Raw genomic sequence first — 17,412 nt, 5'->3', positions numbered from 1 at the left:
GGTCGGCCTCGGCCTTGGCGCGGGCCTGGTCGGCCGGGACGCCCCGGGCGCCGGGCGGCCGATGACCCAGGCCGAGTTCACCGTCTGGCACCACGACGAGCAGGAGAACTACGCCCGCGGCTGGATCGCCCGGGGCGTCCCGGCCGACCAGGCCCGCGCCAAGGCCGAGGCCGACCATCGCGCACTGCTCCCGGACGGCCTGGCGACGCCCGGCGTCCATCTGGAGGTGCTGGTCAGCGGTGACGCCGTGGTCGGGCACGTCTGGGTGGCCCGGCGGCGGCCGGACGACGGGCCGGGCGCCTATGTGTACGACGTGGCCGTCGCCGAGGAGCACCGGGGCCGGGGCCACGGCCGGTCCCTGATGCTGCTGGCCGAGCGGGCGGCCCTGGCCGACGGGCTGTCCACGCTGGCCCTGCACGTCTTCACCGACAACATCCCGGCCCTGCGGCTGTACGAGTCGCTGGGGTACGAGCCGGTCGAGTACAACCGCGCCAAGGCGCTCCTCTGAGGGACGGCCACGTCCCTCAGGCGCCCAGCAGCCGGTCCGCGATCTCCTGGATACGGGCGCGCAGGCCTTCCTGGCTCTTGCCGCCGTCCAGGCGCTCGCCGTCGATGACGTACGTGGGGGTGCCGGTGACGCCGATCGCCTTGCCCTCGGCCTGGTCGGCGTCGACGATCAGCAGGTGTCGGCCGTCGATCAGGGCGGTGTCGAACTCCTCGGCGTCCAGGCCGAGTTCCCGCGCGGTGTCGAGCAGAACGCGCTCGCCCCGCTCGCCGAGCTCCCCGGTGCGGGCGAGGACGGCCTCCGCGTAAGGCCACCCGCGGCCCTGCTCGAACGCCTCCTCGGCGGCCTGGGCGGCGGCGTAGGCGTGCTTGTGCTTCTCCAGCGGGAAGTGCCGCAGCCGGATGTCGAGCCGGTCGCCGTACCGCTCCCGCAGGGCGCGGACATCGTCGAGGGCGGCGTGGCAGTCGGGGCACTGGAGCTCGCACCACACGTCGAGGACGACGGGGGCGGAGCCGGTTTCGGGGGTGGTCTCGCTCATGGGGCCAGTCTTCCAGCCCCGCCCGAGGGGCCCCAACCGGGACCTGGGGAGGATCCGCCCCGGAGATCTCCCTGATGTCCCGGCCCACCGTGGCCCGGACGGCCCGCCGCGGTGCAGGATGGAAGGGCCACACCCCCCATGTCTGGAGGAACCGGATGCTTGCCGAGACCGTCTGCTCCGCCGCGTCCGCCGCCGGACTGGGCATCGCCGCCGTCACGGCCTACCGCAAGCGCTTCCTGTCGGCCACCCGGATCGCCGCCTACGCGCTGGTGCCCGTGGCCCTGGTCATGACCGGGGTCGTGGGCTGGGTGTCCGGCATCGTCTTCAAGCCGACCGTCTGGGCGGGCTTCGGTCTGCTCGGCATCGCCTGGATGCTCTTCTCGGTCACCCGGTTCGCCGAGCGGCGCTCCGAGGGCGGCACCCGCAAGGAGCGCAGGGCCGCCGCGGCGGCCCAGGGCGAGGCGGTCGCCCCGGGGGCCTCCGCGCCCTCCCTGGGCGCCGGGCGCGGCTCCGCGCCCCGGCCCGCCGCCAAGGCGAAGGGCACCTCCGGCGGGGAGGACTTCAGTGACATCGAGGCGATCCTGAAGAAGCACGGGATCTGAGCCCGGCGGCCCGCCCGCCGGGCGCGGAATCTGAAACCCCGTCGGAATCTGACGCTCCGTAATGTGCCGTGACCGGCCCGGGCGCGGAATTCCCATGGTCGCTCATTCCCTTATACGGAATTTCAGTTGGACTGAATTCCGGCCATGGTCCGGGAGCGCTCCCACAGGCGATTCGGAGATGTTTTTCCGGGTCCCGCCGGGCCCGTCCGGCAATTACCCGCCCGCGTGGGCGCGATGGGTGCGCGACGCGGGCGCCGCGCGGACGGGCGCGGACCGGGCCGGGTGGCGATGGAACACCTGCCCGTCAACATCGAAGTAACTCCCCCTCCGAGTGGGCGTGTTGGCGCACCACGGTGCCCGCGCTGGTCCATCATCACCCCGAGATGCTGGACACTTCCCCGGGGCACGTCCCCGCGCCGCCCGAAGAACCGCACCCCGCGCCCCCGGCCGACGAGCCGCGCGGCTGCCTCTTCGCCCTTTCGCAGCCACCGTTGATGATCTTCCTCGGGGTGATCGGCTGTCTGCTGCTCATGGCGGCCGTGCACGACCTGTACCTCTTGTGACCGGCCGCGCGGAAGGGCGCCCGGGGTGTCAGCCCGCGGCTTCCTTGCGCCGGGCCCGGTAGGCGGCCACGTGCAGCCGGTTCCCGCAGGTGCGGCTGTCGCAGTAGCGGCGCGAACGGTTGCGCGAGAGGTCCACGAAGGCCCGCCCGCAGTCCGGCGCCTCGCACCGGCGCAGCCGCTCCTGCTCGCCCGTCACCACGATGAACGCCAGCGCCATCCCGCCGTCGGCGGCCAGGTGGTCGGCGATCGAGGCGCCGGGCGCGAAGTAGTGCACATGCCAGTCGTAGCCGTCGTGGTCGGTCAGCTGCGGCGTGGTGCCCGCCTCCGCCACGATCTCGTTGACCAGGCCGGCCGCCGCCCGGGCGTCCCCCGCCTCGAAGACGGCCGAGAAGCGGTCCCGTACCGTCCGCACACCGGCGAGGTCGCGCGCGGTGAGGCTGTCCACGCCGCTGACGTCGTGCTCCCGTGCGAAGCCGTACAGCGCCTCGACGTCGGCGAGCCGGTCCGGCTCCTCGCCCTCCGGCGCGGTGTTCACCAGATCGACCACCATGTCGAGGGCGATCCGGGTGTCGTGAGGGATCAGCACGATTCGCTCCCTGGCCTGCTGCGGGCCGGTGCCCGCCGATGCTGGCCGACTCTACTGGCTCCCGCGAGCAGCGCACCGGCGCCCGTCCCGCGAGGGTGCTCGCGGGACGGGCGCCGGTGAGATGCCTATGAGGTGGGCGTGCCTATGCGGGTGTCCGGGCGGCGTCGTCTCCCCGAGTCGGACGGCGCCGTGCGGCTCTCGGCCTGGCTCAGTTCTCGGCCAGGATGTGCGAGAGCTCCGTGTCGAGATCGAAGTGACGGTGCTCGGTGCCCGGTGGCACCGCGGCGTCGGTCCGCTTGAGGAACGACTCCAGCGCCCGCGCGGGGGCTTCGAGCAGGGCTTCTCCTTCCGGGGAGCTGAGGGCGATGCAGACGACGCCCTGACCGTGGCTGCGCGACGGCCAGACTCTGACGTCTCCGGTACCGGTGGGCCGGTGCAGGCCCTCGGCGAGGAGGTCGCGGGCGAACACCCACTCGACGGTCTCCTCGGCTCCGGTGTGGAAGGTGGCGTGCACGGCGTAGGGATCGGCCGTGTCATACCGCAGGCCCGCCGGTACAGGCAGTGAGGACTCGCTCGACACAACGAGGCGCAGGTGCAGCTCGCAGCTGACCGTGGTGTTCATAAGCGCCAGGGCCTTTCGCTCAGTGTGCGCTCGGGGATTCGCACGTCGGCGAAATCGACATGCCACCTACGGTGCCGTTGTAAACCCCTCTGGCCGTTTTGCGGGTGTTCAGGTAGCTCGTACGGCGGAGTATTACTTTGGGTTATGCGGCCATTCTGGTGAGCGTCCGCGTCGGGTAGGTTGGAGTGCATGAATACGGGGAGTGACGAGCAGGCCGGGGCGCCCGAGGCGGCGCTGGGATCGCGGGCACCCGCCTTCATCAAGGCGTCCAGGACGCTCCACCTGAGCTGGCAGGTCGGCGTCTTCGTGGTCGGCCTCGCGGTGGTCGTCGCGGGCGTCATCATGCTTCCGCTGCCGGGGCCGGGCTGGCTGGTGATCTTCGGCGGTATGGCGATCTGGGCGACCGAGTTCGTCTGGGCCCAGCTGGTGCTGCGCTGGACCAAGCGGAAGGTCACCGAGGCCGCCCAGCGGGCCCTCGACCCCAAGGTGCGGCGCCGGAACATCATCCTGACGACGGTCGCCCTGGTGATCGTGGCGGTGCTCGCCGGGACCTACCTCTGGAAGTTCGGCCTCGTCATGCCGTGGAAGATCAACGACTGACGGGCGGACCCCGCCATCCTGGTCACCGCCCTGGTCAAAGGCCCCGCTGACATGCGGTAATGTTTGCGGTGCGCCCGGGCGATTAGCTCAGTGGGAGAGCGCTTCGTTCACACCGAAGAGGTCACTGGTTCGAACCCAGTATCGCCCACCCGGACCGAAGGCCCGGAGATCCGCACGGATCTCCGGGCCTTCGGCGTTCCGGGAACCCGCGCCCCGGACCGGTGTACTTTCCGCTCCCCGGCGCAGACTTCCCCCATGAGGCCGACGACCGCGCGCTGGAGCCACTACCGGTTCCGCAGTGTCTGGCAGCTGCCCGCCCCGCCCGCCACCGTCTTCGCGGTCCTGGCGCGCGTCGAGGAGTACCCCCGCTGGTGGCCGCAGGTCCGCGAGGTCACCACCGCGGAGGGCGGCGACGGCCGCGCGGGGACCGCCCGGTTCCGCTCCCTGCTCCCGTACGACCTGGTGGTCACCGCCCGCGAGCGGCGCCGCGACGAGGCCGCCGGCGTCCTGGAGGTCGCCATGAGCGGCGACCTGGACGGCTGGGCCCGCTGGACGCTCAGCGCGCGGGGCGGCGGCACGCGCGCGCTGTACGAGCAGGAGGTCGAGGTGCGCAAGCCGCTGATGCGGCGCCTCGCGCTCCCCGGGCGGCCGGTCTTCCTCGCCAACCACGCCCTGATGATGCGCTCCGGACGGCGGGGGCTGACGGCCCTCCTGAACGGAGTTTGAACCCGGGCCGTCCGGGCCTGTATGGTTCAGTCCGTTCCCGGGCGATTAGCTCAGTGGGAGAGCGCTTCGTTCACACCGAAGAGGTCACTGGTTCGAACCCAGTATCGCCCACCCGGAGAAGGCCGGTCCGTCATCGACGGACCGGCCTTCTGCTTGTGCCGACCGGTCATGGCGAAGGGGCGTGCCGGAAGGCCGTGCCGCCGGGGCCGCCGCTCAGGCCGCCGCCGGGAGCTCGGGCCGCATGGGCCACGCCGGGTCCACCGCCTCCGGCGTCCCGTTGCGCGTGAACCACGCCTGAAGGCCCCGCGCCTGGGCCGCGTGCCAGCCCGTCTGAAGGGTGTGGATCTCCGCCGGGGTCAGCCGTTCCAGCCGCGCCGCGAACCGCCGCCCCACCGCCCGTACGACCTCCAGCGCGGCCAGCGCGTCCGCCGCCGCGTCATGGGCGCCCTCCAGCACCACCCCGTAGTGCTCGCACAGATCGGACAGGGTGCGCCGGCCCTTGCGGTACCGGTCCAGATGCTTGTCCAGGACCCGCGGATCGAGCACCCGCAGCGGCGCCCCGTCCAGATAGCGCGCCAGCGACGAGGCGCGGTGCCGCCTCAACTCCCGGTCCAGCAGCGTCAGATCGAACGGCGCGTTCATCACCACCAGCGGCCGGCCCGCCGCGCACTCCTCGGACAGCGCCCTGGCCACCTCCTCCATCACCGGCGCGGGCCACCGCCCGTTCAACTGCAGGTGCTCGTCGGTGAGTCCGTGCACGGCGGTCGCGGCGGCCGGCACCGGTATGCCCGGATTCACCAGCCAGCGCGTCGACCGCGGGCGTGAACCCGGTCCGTCCTGCACCACCAGGGCGGCCGAGACCAGCCGGTCCCGCTCGACGTCCACACCCGTCGTCTCGGTGTCGAAAGCGGCCAGGGGGCCTTCATACCAGCACGTCATGGTTCAACTCCCTTTGCACCCTTGGCAGATGGCGTGCGTCTCCTGCCCGATTCCGTGATACCCGGGCTGTTTGCGGCGTACGCCCATCGGCAACAACACAGGTGACGGGCCCGCGAGTTGACGGAAGGCGTACGACGGCATGGCGATCGCGCAGCCCGAGCCGAGCGGGCTCCTGTCCGGGCCGACCGGACCGCCGCGCGGCTCACTCGCCACCACCGCCTGCATGGAGACCCTCCAGGTGGGCTACCTCCACGCCGTGGCCGCCGCCGCCGGCTGCTCGCTCTCACAACCCTTTCCGGACAACGGAATCGACTGGCACGTGAGCCACAGCGCCCCCGGCCACACGGTCGACGACGAAGTCACGATCAAGGTGCAGCTCAAGTGCACGTACCAGATCCCCCCGCACCCCCCGGGCGGTGCCTTCTCCTTCACCCTCGACAACGAGCACCTGGTGAAGCTGGCCCGCACCCCCGTGTCGGTGCACARGATCCTGGTCGTGATGCTCGTGCCCAGAAGCCGGGACGAGTGGCTGCGCGCGGGCCACGACCGGCTCGCGCTGCGGCACTGCTGCTACTGGACCAACCTGGCCGGCCACGCGGTGACCGGGCGGCGCAGGACCACAGTGCGGATACCGACCTCGCGGATCTTCGACGATCGCGCGCTCTGCGAGATCATGACCCGGGTCGGGGTGGGAGGGAGGCCCTGATGCGACTGTCGAGCGGGGAGTCCGGCGGCCCCGAGGCCGTCGAACCGGTCCCGGCGCAGGTGGACCCGGCGGTGCTCGGCGTGCTGCTGCGCCGCCACGGCTGGCAGCGGCGCGGCGGCGCGGCGGGACGGTACGCGCGCTGGACCCCGCCCTCGGGCGCGGGTCCCGGCACCAGCCTGCTGGTGCCGGAGAGCCGCGCGTACCCCGACAGCGAGGACCTGATCGGCGAGGCGCTCACCGCGCTGGCCCGCTCGGCCGAGCCCTCCGCGCGCGAGGTGCTCGTCTCGCTCGCCGTACCCAGCGACGAGGTCCGCTGGTGGCGCGGCACCCCGCCGGGCCCCTCCGGCGCCGCCCCCTGGAGCGAACAGGAGCGGCTGCGCGGCGCCGCGCACGGCATGCTCCTGGCCGCGGCCCTCGCCGTGCGCGGCCGGGCCGGGTACTACGGCGCCCGTCACCGGCGGCAGGCGCTCGCCGCCCTGGAGGGCGTCCTGGTGGGCCAGGCGCCCGGTGGACGGCTCACCGCGTTCGTCCCCGTGGAACAGGCCCGCCCGGTCGTCGTCCGGCTGTACGAGGCGCTGTACGCGGTCCGCGAGGCCATCGACTACCGCCGTACCACCGGCGGCATGGAGGCCTTCGACGCGGCCGTCGGCGCCGGCGCCAGCCGCGAGCTCACCGAGGCGGTCGTCGCCCTGGTCTCGGGCTCGGAGGGCGTCCGCGTCGCCCTGGAGTGGGCCCCGGCGGCGGGCGTCCCGGCCGGCTGCGCGGCCCGCCCCGAGCCCGTCGAGTTCTCGCCCGGCGACCTGCCCGCGCTCCGGGAGGCCGGGGTGCGCTACCTCCGCGACGAGCCCGCGCTGCCGGTCCGGGTCACCGGCGCGGTGGTCCGGCTGCGGCGCTCGGGTCCGCGCGGCCCGGGGACCGTACGGCTGCGGGTGCTGGCGGGCGCGGAGATCCCCTACGTACGGATGGAGCTGGACGAGGAGGCCTACCGGATCGCCGGTCACGCCCATCTCGTCGGCCTGCCGATCCGGGTGGCGGGCCGGCTGGAGAGCCGGGGCGGCTTCCGCAGGCTCGCGGGGGCGAGCGGCGTGGCCCCGGTCCAGGTGGACGACGCCGAGCGGGACCGGCTGATGAAGTCGATCCAGGGGACCATGGAGAGCATGGCCTTCTTCGAGGAGGCGTGCGCGGGGGAGGAGTGAGGCCGGGGCGCCCGCCGGGGCGCGGGGCCGCGTGAACTGTTTCGCGGGGGAGGCCACCGGCTCGGTAGGATTCCTTCGCGTACGCGGTACGAGCGTGCGTACCCCTTCAGTCAGGAGAGACCGGTGTCAGACGTCCGTGTGATCATCCAACGCGATTCCGAGCGGGAAGAGCGCGTGGTGACGACGGGCACTACGGCTGCCGAGCTCTTCGCCGGTGAGCGCACCATCGTGGCGGCCCGCGTGGCCGGTGAGCTGAAGGACCTCGCCCACGTGGTGAAGGACGGCGAGGAGGTCGAGCCCGTCGAGATCTCCTCCGAGGACGGCCTGAACATCCTGCGCCACTCCACCGCCCATGTGATGGCCCAGGCCGTCCAGGAGCTCTTCCCCGAGGCCAAGCTGGGCATCGGCCCGCCGGTCCGGGACGGCTTCTACTACGACTTCGACGTCGAGCGGCCCTTCACTCCCGAGGACCTGAAGGCCATCGAGAAGAAGATGCAGGAGATCCAGAAGCGGGGGCAGCGCTTCGCGCGCCGCGTCGTCACCGACGAGGCGGCCCGCGAGGAGCTCGCGGACGAGCCCTACAAGCTGGAGCTCATCGGCATCAAGGGCTCGGCCTCGTCCGACGACGGCGCGGACGTCGAGGTGGGCGGCGGCGAGCTGACCATCTACGACAACCTCGACGCCAAGACCGGCGAGCTGTGCTGGAAGGACCTCTGCCGCGGCCCGCACCTGCCGACCACCCGGAACATCCCGGCGTTCAAGCTGATGCGCAACGCCGCCGCGTACTGGCGGGGCAGCGAGAAGAACCCGATGCTCCAGCGCATCTACGGCACCGCCTGGCCCTCCAAGGACGAGCTGAAGGCGCACCTCGACTTCCTCGCCGAGGCCGAGAAGCGCGACCACCGCAAGCTCGGCGCCGAGCTCGACCTGTTCTCCATCCCGGAGCAGATCGGCTCCGGCCTCGCCGTCTTCCACCCCAAGGGCGGCATCATCCGCCGGGTCATGGAGGACTACAGCCGCAAGCGGCACGAGGAGGAGGGCTACGAGTTCGTCTACACCCCGCACGCGACCAAGGGGAAGCTCTTCGAGCAGTCGGGCCACCTGGACTGGTACGCCGACGGCATGTACCCGCCCATGCAGCTCGACGAGGGCGTGGACTACTACCTCAAGCCCATGAACTGCCCCATGCACAACCTGATCTTCGACGCGCGGGGCCGGTCCTACCGTGAGCTGCCGCTGCGCCTGTTCGAGTTCGGGACGGTGTACCGGTACGAGAAGTCGGGCGTCGTGCACGGTCTGACCCGGGCCCGCGGCTTCACCCAGGACGACGCGCACATCTACTGCACCAGGGAGCAGATGGCGGAGGAGCTCGACAAGACGCTCACCTTCGTCCTGAACCTGCTGCGCGACTACGGTCTGACCGACTTCTACCTGGAGCTGTCCACCAAGGACCCGGAGAAGTTCGTCGGCTCGGACGAGGTCTGGGAGGAGGCCACCGAGACCCTGCGGCAGGTGGCCGAGAAGCAGGGCCTCCCGCTGGTCCCGGACCCGGGCGGCGCCGCGTTCTACGGCCCGAAGATCTCCGTGCAGTGCAAGGACGCCATCGGCCGCACCTGGCAGATGTCGACCGTGCAGCTCGACTTCAACCTGCCGGAGCGCTTCGACCTGGAGTACACCGGTCCGGACGGCTCCAAGCAGCGCCCCGTCATGATCCACCGCGCGCTGTTCGGCTCGATCGAGCGCTTCTTCGCGGTGCTCCTGGAGCACTACGCGGGCGTCATGCCGCCGTGGCTGGCCCCGGTCCAGGCGGTGGGCATCCCGATCGGCGACGCCCACATCCCGTACCTGCAGGAGTTCGCCGCCGCGGCGAAGAAGAAGGGCCTGCGGGTCGAGGTGGACGCGTCCTCGGACCGGATGCAGAAGAAGATCCGCAACCACCAGAAGGCCAAGGTCCCGTTCATGGTCATCGCGGGTGACGAGGACATGGCCGCCGGTGCCGTCTCGTTCCGCTACCGCGACGGGTCGCAGGAGAACGGCATCCCGGTCGACGAGGCCATCGCCAAGCTCCTCAAGGTCGTCGAGGAGCGGGCGCAGGTCTGACGCCCCCACCAGCTCGACGCGGCCCCCGGGAAGCCCCGCTCCCCGGGGGCCGCTCCTCGTCGCGCCCGGTGAAGTCATATGCTGCACAGCATGACGAGTGAGCCGGAACAGCAGATCGGAGTGGGTGTCCAGGACGCCTTCCAGCGCCTGTGGACGCCCCACCGGATGGCGTACATCCAGGGTGAGAACAAGCCGACCGGCCCGGACGCCGGCGACGGCTGCCCGTTCTGCTCGATCCCGGCCAAGTCGGACGAGGACGGGCTCATCGTCGCCCGCGGCGAGCACGTGTACGCGGTGCTCAACCTCTACCCGTACAACGGCGGCCACCTCATGGTCGTGCCCTACCGGCACGTGGCCGACTACACCGGCCTGGACGCCGCCGAGACCCTGGAGCTCGCCGAGCTCACCAAGCAGGCCATGACGGCGCTGCGGACCGCCTCGGGGGCGCACGGCTTCAACATCGGCATGAACCAGGGCTCGGTCGCCGGCGCCGGTATCGCCGCCCATCTGCACCAGCACATCGTGCCCCGCTGGGGCGGCGACACCAACTTCATGCCCGTCGTGGGACACACCAAGATCCTGCCCCAACTCCTGGGCGACACCCGCGAGATGCTCGCGCGTGCCTGGCCCAGGAGCTGACGCTCAGGCGTCGTACAGATCGGCCTTGCGCGGCGCCGGGTCCTGCACCATGCCGCTCAGGATCATCGAGCGGTTGGTGAAGCGCTCGGTGTTCACGCCGTGCTCGTCGAGCACCTTCATCGCGGCGGCGTGCACCACGCGCAGCACCGGCGTGGCCGCCCGCATCGCGTCGTCGGCCATGAAGCGGTGGCGCCAGGGCTTGTCGGCCCAGGCGTGCCGCAGACCGAACGGCTCCGGCAGCACCAGCTTGCCCCCGAGGTGGTCGAGGAGCGGCGGGTACCAGGTGAGCGGGGCGCGGGCGGCGAGGCGGACGACCTCGCGCGGCTCGACCAGCGGAAGCTGTATCTCCTTCTTCTCCCAGAACTTGAAGGTCTTGTCGACCGACTTGGTCTTGGGGCTGGGCTTGGTGGTGAACAGGGCGTGCACCGGGCCCAGGGCATGGCCGGTGACCTCGATGCGCAGGGTCTCGTGGAGCACGGTCACCGTGATCATCATGGTGATCACCAGCTGGCCGTCCCAGAGGGTGAACTGCACGCCCAGGTAGTGGCGGTTGCCGCTGGAGAACTGCTGCTCGTTGCAGATCCGCTGGACCTCGTGCTGACGGACCTGGAAGCTGTCGACGTCCTGGCCGGTGGGCCGGGCGACCTCCTTGGCGTTCTCCCCGACGGGGGAGACCACCCAGTTGGTGACCGAGGGCCGCGGGAAGCCGCCGGTGTGCAGGGGGCCGCGTTCGAGGAGCTGGAGGCGGTCCTGGATGGACCTGATGACGTCCCAGCTGCGGAAGCCGTGGATCTCCTTGCCGGGTTCCTTGGGGATGAGCTCCTCGGCCAGCTGCCAGCTGCCCCAGCGGGTGCCCATGCCGAGTATCCCCTTGGGACCGGCGTAGAAGACGGCGTTGCTCTGCTGTTCGGCGGTGAGCTTGGCCAGGCTCTGGCGCAGCCGCTCGGCGGCGGTCTCGTGCGGGTTCTTCGGTACGGCCTCGGGGATCCTGGCACCGACCCCGCCCCCGGCGAGCAGGCCGTTCCAGCGGGCGCGCAGGTCCTTGGCGGTGGTCTCGCAGATCTGCTTGGCCCAGAACCAGCCGAGGACGGGCATCACCAGCATGGCGCGCAGATAGATCGCGAGGAAACCGCCGAAGGGCAGCTTGACCAGAGCGATCACCGCGAGCACGGCGAAGGCCAGCAGGAGCAGGTTGCCGAGGGCTCCGACGCGGCGGTCCTTGGCCCCGGCGAGGGTGCGGCGCAGCTGGAAGAGGCCGAGCCAGAGCAGCAGTCCGGGCAGGAAGAGCACGCCGAAGACGCCCGTGACCAGGGTGAGTTTGGTGTCGCGCTCCTTGCGGATCCGGATCGCGGCGAGGCAGTGCTCGACGACGGTCTGGGGCTCGGTGCCGAAGGACTGGATGAGCGCGTTGCGGGTGGCACCGAGCATGCGGGACTGCACGGCGCGCGAGAAGGCCTCACCGAGGTTGGGTTCGAAGAGCGAGAGCCGGGGCTTGGTGACGACCGACTCGTGCCACTCGTTGTTGGCCTTGAGTATGTCGGTGACCGGGCTGTCGCGGTAGGCGGCCGAGGCGAGTGCCTGGGTCGCGGCCGTCTGGCCCGCCGAGCCCTGGAGCGGGACCTGGGCCCCGGGTGAGAAGTCGAATGGTTGGTCCGCCACTACCGCCCCCATCGCCGCACAACGTCGCTCTGCGGCCTCTTCCCGACTGCCGTTCCCCGCACACCTGCTGAGCAGGGACCCAGCGTATCGGGGTCCGCGCCTCAGCGACACGGGACGTCGGAATGCCGTCCGCCGCACGGGGGTTGGGCGGGCGGCGCTTCCGACGATCCATCAGTTTTCGTGTCTAACCGGTCTTTTCCATCGATTCCCGGAGCTTCTCCGCCAGCTGCGGCGGCATCGGCTCGTGCCGGGCGTAGCCGCGGTCGAACCGGCCGGTGCCGTGCGAGACGGAGCGCAGGTCGATCGCGTACCGCCCGATCTCGATCTCGGGCACCTCCGCCCGGACCAGGGTGCGCCCGGGGCCCGCCTGCTCGGTGCCGACGACGCGGCCCCGGCGGCCGGACAGATCGCTCATGACCGGGCCGACGTAGTCGTCGGGCACCAGCACCTGGAGCTCGGCGACGGGTTCGAGCAGATGGATGCGGGCGTCGGCGGCGGCCTCGCGCAGCGCGAGCGCCCCGGCGGTCTGGAAGGCGGCGTCGGAGGAGTCCACCGAGTGCGCCTTGCCGTCCAGGAGCGTGATCCGTACGTCGACGAGCGGATAGCCGGCGGCCACGCCCCGGGCCGCCTGGGTGCGTACGCCCTTCTCCACGGAGGGGATGAACTGGCGCGGCACGGCCCCGCCCACCACCTTGTCGACGAACTCGATACCGGATCCGGGCGGCAGCGGCGCCACCTCGATCTCGCAGATCGCGTACTGACCGTGGCCGCCGGACTGCTTGACGTGGCGCCCGCGCCCGGTGGCCGTGTCGCCGAAGGTCTCGCGCAGGGAGACCTTGTGCGGGACGACGTCGACCTGGACGCCGTACCGGCTGCGCAGCCGCTCCAGCGCCACGTCCTTGTGGGCCTCGCCCAGGCACCACAGGACCAGCTGGTGGGTGTGCGGGTTCTGCTCCAGGCGCATGGTCGGATCCTCGGCGACGAGCCGGGACAGGCCCTGCGAGAGCTTGTCCTCGTCGGCCTTGCTGTGGGCCTGGATGGCGAGGGGGAGCAGCGGGTCGGGCATGTCCCAGGGCGCCATCAGCAGCGGGTCGTCCTTGCCGGAGAGGGTGTCCCCGGTCTCGGCGCGGGTCAGCTTGGCCACGCACGCGATGTCCCCGGCGATGCAGGAGCTCAGCGTGCGCTGCTGTTTGCCGAACGGGGAGGAGAGCGCGCCGATCCGCTCGTCGATCTCGTGGAGGGCATGGCTCTCGGGGCCCCGGTCGGTCATCCCGTGTCCGCAGACATGGACGGTCTCGTCGGGGCGGAGGGTGCCGGAGAAGACCCGGACCAGGCTGACACGGCCCACATAGGGGTCGGACGAGGTCTTGATCACTTCGGCGACCAGCGGGCCCTCGGGGGCGCAGAGCGGGGTGGGGCGCGCGGCGCCCTGCGGGGTGGTGACCTCGGGCGCGGTGCGCTCCAGGGGGGTCGGGAAGCCGCCGGTGACCAGCTCCAGGAGCTCCACGGTGCCGATGCCCTGGCGGGCGCCCTCGGCGGCGGGCGCGGCGGCCAGGACGGGATGGAAGGTGCCGCGTGCCACCGCCCGCTCCAGGTCGCCGATCAGCGTCTCGACGTCGATCTCCTCGCCGCCCAGATAGCGGTCCATGAGGGTCTCGTCCTCGCTCTCGGCGATGATCCCCTCGATCAGCCGGTTGCGGGCCTCCTCGACCAGCGGGAGCTGCTCGGGGCCGGGCTCGGCCTCCTTGCGCTCGCCGGAGGCGTAGTCGTACACCCGCTGCGAGAGGAGCCCGATCAGACCGGTGACGGGCGCGTGGCCGTCGGGGCCCTCGGGGCCGTGCAGCGGCAGGTAGAGCGGCAGTACGGCGTCGGGGTCGTCGCCGCCGAACGCCTCGGCGCACACCCGGGTCATCTCCGTGAAGTCGGCGCGGGCCGCCTCCAGGTGGGTGACCACGATGGCCCGGGGCATGCCCACGGCCGCGCACTCGTCCCACACCATGCGGGTGGCGCCGTCCACGCCGTCCGAGGCGGAGACGACGAAAAGGGCCGCGTCCGCCGCTCGCAGACCGGCCCTGAGTTCTCCGACGAAGTCGGCGTATCCGGGGGTGTCCAGAATATTGATCTTGCAGCCGCCCCATTCCACGGGGACCAGCGAGAGCTGGACCGAGCGCTGCTGGCGGTGTTCGATCTCGTCGTAGTCGGAGACGGTCCCGCCGTCCTCGACCCGGCCCGCGCGGTTGACGGCCCCCGCCGTCAGCGCGAGCGCTTCCACCAATGTCGTCTTCCCGGATCCGCTGTGGCCGACCAGCACCACGTTCCTTACGGATGAGGGGTGGTCGGCCGTAGCTGCCCTGCCGGCGGCTCCGGGATGTGCACTCGCCTTGTCGCCCATGCCGTTCCTCCCGTATCGCTTCCGTTTCCTGCACGGTGAGGTGGTGAGAGGGCGCGGTCGCGCGGATTCCTCCCCCGGCCCCCGGCCAGGGAGAACCCCGGCGGAGGCGGCTTCGCGTGCCCGCGGTCTTTCCAGCGTTCCACTCCGGTCACGGTGCGTCCATACGTCGTACGGGAACGCGGGCGGGTGAGGGTGCGCGGCGGTGGAGGCGCGCGGGCCTGGCTACGATGGGCCAGCCGGTGGCCAGCAGGGCCGCGCGGCCACACCGACCGTCGGGAAGGCCATGCTGAACAAGTACGCGCGTGCATTCTTCACGCGTGTCCTCACGCCGTTCGCCGCGTTTCTGCTCCGCCGGGGGGTGAGCCCCGACGCCGTCACCCTGCTGGGCACGGCCGGAGTGATGGCGGGGGCGCTGGTCTTCTTCCCCCGCGGGGAGTTCTTCTGGGGCACGATCGTCATCACCCTGTTCGTCTTCTCCGACCTGGTCGACGGCAACATGGCCCGCCAGGCCGGGATCTCCAGCCGCTGGGGCGCGTTCCTCGACTCCACGCTGGACCGCGTCGCGGACGGGGCGATCTTCGGCGGCTTCGCCCTCTGGTACGCGGGCCGCGGCGACGACAACGTGCTGTGCGCGGTCGCGATCTTCTGCCTGGCCAGTGGCCAGGTCGTCTCGTACACCAAGGCGCGCGGCGAGTCGATCGGGCTGCCGGTCGCCGTCAACGGCCTGATCGAGCGGGCGGAACGCCTGGTGATCTCGCTGGTCGCGGCGGGGCTCGCGGGGCTGCACAAGTTCGGGGTGCCGGGCATCCAGATCCTGCTGCCGATCGCGCTGTGGATCGTGGCCGTGGGCAGTCTGATCACGCTGATCCAGCGGGTGGTGACGGTGCGCCGGGAATCCGCGGAGGCGGACGCCGCCTCCGCGAGCGAGGCGGCCTGATGCGGGAACGGCTGACGGACACGCTCTACGGACTGGGCTGGGCCACCGTCAAGAAGCTCCCCGAGCCGGTCGCCACGGGCCTGGGCCGGCGGATCGCGGACACGGTGTGGAAGCGGCGCGGCAAGAGCGTGCTGCGCCTGGAGTCCAACCTCGCGCGCGTGGTGCCCGACGCCTCCCCGCAGCGCCTGGCCGAGCTGTCGCGGGCCGGGATGCGCTCCTACATGCGGTACTGGATGGAGTCCTTCCGGCTGCCGGCCTGGAGCAAGGACCGGATGAAGACCGGCTTCGCGCCCCGGGACCTGCACCATCTCACCGACGGCCTCGCCGCCGGGCGGGGCGTGGTCCTGGCGCTGCCGCACATGGGCAACTACGACCTGGCGGGCGCCTGGGTCACCACCAAGCTGGAGACGCCGTTCACCACGGTCGCCGAGCGGCTCAAGCCCGAGACGCTGTACGACCGGTTCGTCGCCTACCGCGAGAGCCTCGGCATGGAGGTCCTGCCGCACACCGGCGGCGCGGCCTTCGGCACCCTGGCGAGGCGGCTGCGGGCGGGCGGCCTGGTCTGCCTGGTGGCCGACCGTGACCTGTCCGCCTCGGGCGTCGAGGTGAAGTTCTTCGGTGAGGCGGCGCGGATGCCGGCCGGCCCCGCCATGCTGGCCCAGCAGACGGGCGCGCTGCTGCTGCCCGTGACGCTCTGGTACGACGGATCGCCCGTCATGCAGGGCAGGGTGCACCCGCCGATCGACGTGCCCGAGACGGGCACGCGCGCGGAGAAGACCTCCGTGATGACCCAGGCGCTGGCCGACGCCTTCGCCACCGGAATCGCCGAGCACCCGGAGGACTGGCACATGCTGCAGCGGCTGTGGCTCGCCGACCTTGAGGAGCGCCGGGCGTGAGGATCGGCATCGTCTGCCCGTACTCCTGGGACGTACCCGGCGGAGTCCAGTTCCACATCAGGGACCTGGCCGAGCATCTGATCCGGCGCGGCCACGAGGTCTCGGTCCTGGCCCCCGCCGACGACGAGACGCCGCTGCCGCCGTACGTGGTCTCGGCGGGCCGGGCGGTCCCGGTGCCGTACAACGGCTCGGTGGCCAGGCTGAACTTCGGGTTCCTGTCGGCGGCCCGGGTACGGCGGTGGCTGCACGAGGGCACCTTCGACGTCATCCACATCCACGAGCCCGCCTCGCCCTCGCTGGGCCTGCTGAGCTGCTGGGCGGCGCAGGGCCCCATCGTGGCGACCTTCCACACATCCAACCCGCGCTCGCGGGCGATGATCGCGGCCTACCCGATCCTCCAGCCCGCCCTGGAGAAGATCAGCGCGCGGATCGCGGTGAGCGAGTACGCGCGGCGCACCCTGGTCGAGCACCTCGGCGGCGACGCGGTCGTGATCCCCAACGGGGTCGACGTCGACTTCTTCGCCAAGGCCGAGCCCCGGCCCGAGTGGCAGGGCGACACCCTGGGCTTCATAGGCCGTATCGACGAGCCGAGGAAGGGCCTGCCGGTCCTGATCAGGGCGCTGCCCAGGATCCTCCGGGAACGCCCCGGGACCCGGCTGCTGGTGGCGGGGCGCGGCGACGAGCAGGAGGCGGTGGCGTCCCTGCCGCCCGAACTCCGCTCGCGCGTGGAGTTCCTGGGCATGGTCAGCGACGAGGACAAGGCGCGCTTCCTGAGCAGCGTCGACGTGTACGTGGCGCCCAACACCGGCGGCGAGAGCTTCGGCATCATCCTGGTCGAGGCGCTCTCGGCCGGGGCGGCGGTGCTGGCCAGCGACCTGGACGCGTTCGCGCAGGTCCTGGACCAGGGCAGCGCGGGCGAACTCTTCACCAACGAGGACGCGGACGCCCTGGCGACCTCGGCCCTGCGCCTCCTGGCCGACCCGGCCCGCCGGGCCGAACTGAGCGCACGTGGCTCGGCCCATGTGCGCCGCTTCGACTGGTCGACGGTGGGGGCGGACATCCTGGCGGTGTACGAGACGGTGACGGACGGGGCGGCGTCGGTGGCGACGGACGAACGTCCGGGGTTCATGGCACGGTTCGGCTTGGCGCGCGACTGACCACCGGGGGGTTCGCCCCTCCCCGCCCTTTCCCTTAACCCTCCGGGGG

Annotated in this window: 18 protein-coding genes and 2 tRNA genes; 14 read left to right on the top strand and 6 right to left on the bottom strand. The window is 71.8% G+C overall.

The genetic code is table 11. The features are described 5' to 3' along the window. The coding region (locus ACJA3G_RS11325) for a GNAT family N-acetyltransferase (protein WP_406552793.1) at positions 1 to 508 on the top strand (508 nt) is incomplete at its 5' end. Positions 509 to 524: 16 nt separating this feature from the next. Here ACJA3G_RS11325 and ACJA3G_RS11320 read toward each other — a convergent pair. Next, positions 525 to 1,043 carry a DsbA family protein gene (locus ACJA3G_RS11320; RefSeq protein WP_406552792.1) on the bottom strand — a complete coding sequence of 173 codons (519 nt, stop codon included), beginning with the start codon at positions 1,041 to 1,043 and terminating at the stop codon, positions 525 to 527. Positions 1,044 to 1,198: 155 nt separating this feature from the next. On the opposite strand from ACJA3G_RS11320, the gene ACJA3G_RS11315 reads away from it, so the two are divergent. Both ACJA3G_RS11315 and ACJA3G_RS11310 read left to right on the top strand, forming a co-directional pair. Beyond that, positions 1,199 to 1,645: a hypothetical protein gene (locus ACJA3G_RS11315; RefSeq protein WP_406552791.1), complete on the top strand. Its 447-nt coding sequence runs from the start codon at positions 1,199 to 1,201 to the stop codon at positions 1,643 to 1,645. 383 nt (positions 1,646 to 2,028) lie between these two features. Then, positions 2,029 to 2,208, top strand: a complete 180-nt coding sequence (locus ACJA3G_RS11310) for a hypothetical protein (protein ID WP_406552790.1) — start codon at positions 2,029 to 2,031, stop codon at positions 2,206 to 2,208. 28 nt (positions 2,209 to 2,236) lie between these two features. On the opposite strand, the gene ACJA3G_RS11305 is transcribed toward ACJA3G_RS11310, so the two are convergent. After that, entirely contained in the window at positions 2,237 to 2,794 is a 558-nt protein-coding gene (locus ACJA3G_RS11305) for a CGNR zinc finger domain-containing protein (RefSeq protein WP_406552789.1), read from the bottom strand. Positions 2,795 to 3,002: 208 nt separating this feature from the next. Then, complete coding sequence (locus tag ACJA3G_RS11300; RefSeq protein WP_003987206.1) at positions 3,003 to 3,416, bottom strand: SsgA family sporulation/cell division regulator; 414 nt, start codon at positions 3,414 to 3,416, stop codon at positions 3,003 to 3,005. 189 nt (positions 3,417 to 3,605) lie between these two features. Here ACJA3G_RS11300 and ACJA3G_RS11295 point away from each other — a divergent pair, with 189 nt between their 5' ends. The 4 genes from ACJA3G_RS11295 (at position 3,606) to ACJA3G_RS11280 (ending at position 4,853) form a co-directional block, all read left to right on the top strand. Beyond that, entirely contained in the window at positions 3,606 to 4,016 is a 411-nt protein-coding gene (locus ACJA3G_RS11295; protein WP_406552788.1) for a TIGR02611 family protein, read from the top strand. 76 nt (positions 4,017 to 4,092) lie between these two features. Then, positions 4,093 to 4,164, top strand: a tRNA-Val gene (locus ACJA3G_RS11290). A gap of 107 nt (positions 4,165 to 4,271) precedes the next feature. Next, positions 4,272 to 4,742, top strand: a complete 471-nt coding sequence (locus ACJA3G_RS11285; RefSeq protein WP_406552787.1) for an SRPBCC family protein — start codon at positions 4,272 to 4,274, stop codon at positions 4,740 to 4,742. 39 nt (positions 4,743 to 4,781) lie between these two features. After that, positions 4,782 to 4,853: transfer RNA gene (locus tag ACJA3G_RS11280), tRNA-Val, on the top strand. A gap of 102 nt (positions 4,854 to 4,955) precedes the next feature. On the opposite strand, the gene ACJA3G_RS11275 is transcribed toward ACJA3G_RS11280, so the two are convergent. Beyond that, positions 4,956 to 5,681, bottom strand: a complete 726-nt coding sequence (locus tag ACJA3G_RS11275; protein ID WP_406552786.1) for a 3'-5' exonuclease — start codon at positions 5,679 to 5,681, stop codon at positions 4,956 to 4,958. 139 nt (positions 5,682 to 5,820) lie between these two features. On the opposite strand from ACJA3G_RS11275, the gene ACJA3G_RS11270 reads away from it, so the two are divergent. The 4 genes from ACJA3G_RS11270 to ACJA3G_RS11255 all read left to right on the top strand — a co-directional run bounded on the left by ACJA3G_RS11270 (position 5,821) and on the right by ACJA3G_RS11255 (position 10,322). Then, a complete protein-coding gene (locus ACJA3G_RS11270; RefSeq protein WP_406552785.1) occupies positions 5,821 to 6,387 on the top strand; it encodes a DUF4365 domain-containing protein in 567 nt (188 codons plus the stop codon). Beyond that, on the top strand, positions 6,387 to 7,583 hold the full coding sequence (locus ACJA3G_RS11265) for a hypothetical protein (protein WP_406552784.1): 1,197 nt from the start codon (positions 6,387 to 6,389) through the stop codon (positions 7,581 to 7,583). The genes ACJA3G_RS11270 and ACJA3G_RS11265 overlap by 1 nt, the downstream gene beginning before the upstream one ends. Before the next feature lie 123 nt (positions 7,584 to 7,706). After that, complete coding sequence (gene thrS / locus ACJA3G_RS11260; protein WP_406552783.1) at positions 7,707 to 9,683, top strand: threonine--tRNA ligase; 1,977 nt, start codon at positions 7,707 to 7,709, stop codon at positions 9,681 to 9,683. 78 nt (positions 9,684 to 9,761) lie between these two features. Continuing rightward, a complete protein-coding gene (locus ACJA3G_RS11255) occupies positions 9,762 to 10,322 on the top strand; it encodes an HIT family protein (protein ID WP_406552782.1) in 561 nt (186 codons plus the stop codon). A gap of 3 nt (positions 10,323 to 10,325) precedes the next feature. Here ACJA3G_RS11255 and ACJA3G_RS11250 read toward each other — a convergent pair whose 3' ends face one another. Together ACJA3G_RS11250 and ACJA3G_RS11245 are read right to left on the bottom strand one after the other, a co-directional pair. Next, a complete protein-coding gene (locus tag ACJA3G_RS11250; RefSeq protein ID WP_406552781.1) occupies positions 10,326 to 11,981 on the bottom strand; it encodes a hypothetical protein in 1,656 nt (551 codons plus the stop codon). Between the two features lie 184 nt (positions 11,982 to 12,165). After that, positions 12,166 to 14,373, bottom strand: coding sequence for an elongation factor G-like protein EF-G2 (locus tag ACJA3G_RS11245; RefSeq protein WP_406552780.1), 2,208 nt, complete (start codon positions 14,371 to 14,373; stop codon positions 12,166 to 12,168). A 283-nt stretch (positions 14,374 to 14,656) separates the two neighbouring features. Between ACJA3G_RS11245 and pgsA the strand changes: the two genes are divergently transcribed. From pgsA to ACJA3G_RS11230, 3 genes are read left to right on the top strand one after another with little or no spacing between them, the layout of a single operon-like run. Then, on the top strand, positions 14,657 to 15,310 hold the full coding sequence (gene pgsA / locus ACJA3G_RS11240) for a phosphatidylinositol phosphate synthase (protein ID WP_406552779.1): 654 nt from the start codon (positions 14,657 to 14,659) through the stop codon (positions 15,308 to 15,310). Next, a complete protein-coding gene (locus tag ACJA3G_RS11235; RefSeq protein ID WP_406552778.1) occupies positions 15,310 to 16,206 on the top strand; it encodes a phosphatidylinositol mannoside acyltransferase in 897 nt (298 codons plus the stop codon). The genes pgsA and ACJA3G_RS11235 overlap by 1 nt, the downstream gene beginning before the upstream one ends. After that, positions 16,203 to 17,363 (top strand): glycosyltransferase family 4 protein, encoded by a 1,161-nt coding sequence (locus ACJA3G_RS11230; protein ID WP_406552777.1) that lies wholly within the window; start codon positions 16,203 to 16,205, stop codon positions 17,361 to 17,363. The genes ACJA3G_RS11235 and ACJA3G_RS11230 overlap by 4 nt, the downstream gene beginning before the upstream one ends. The last annotated feature ends 49 nt before the right edge of the window (positions 17,364 to 17,412 follow it).

Source organism: Streptomyces sp. YS-3, assembly GCF_045257485.1.
In the GTDB taxonomy this organism is placed as follows: domain Bacteria; phylum Actinomycetota; class Actinomycetes; order Streptomycetales; family Streptomycetaceae; genus Streptomyces.
The sequence above is the reverse complement of the archived record's forward strand: the minus strand, read 5'-3'. Positions and strand labels throughout refer to the sequence as shown.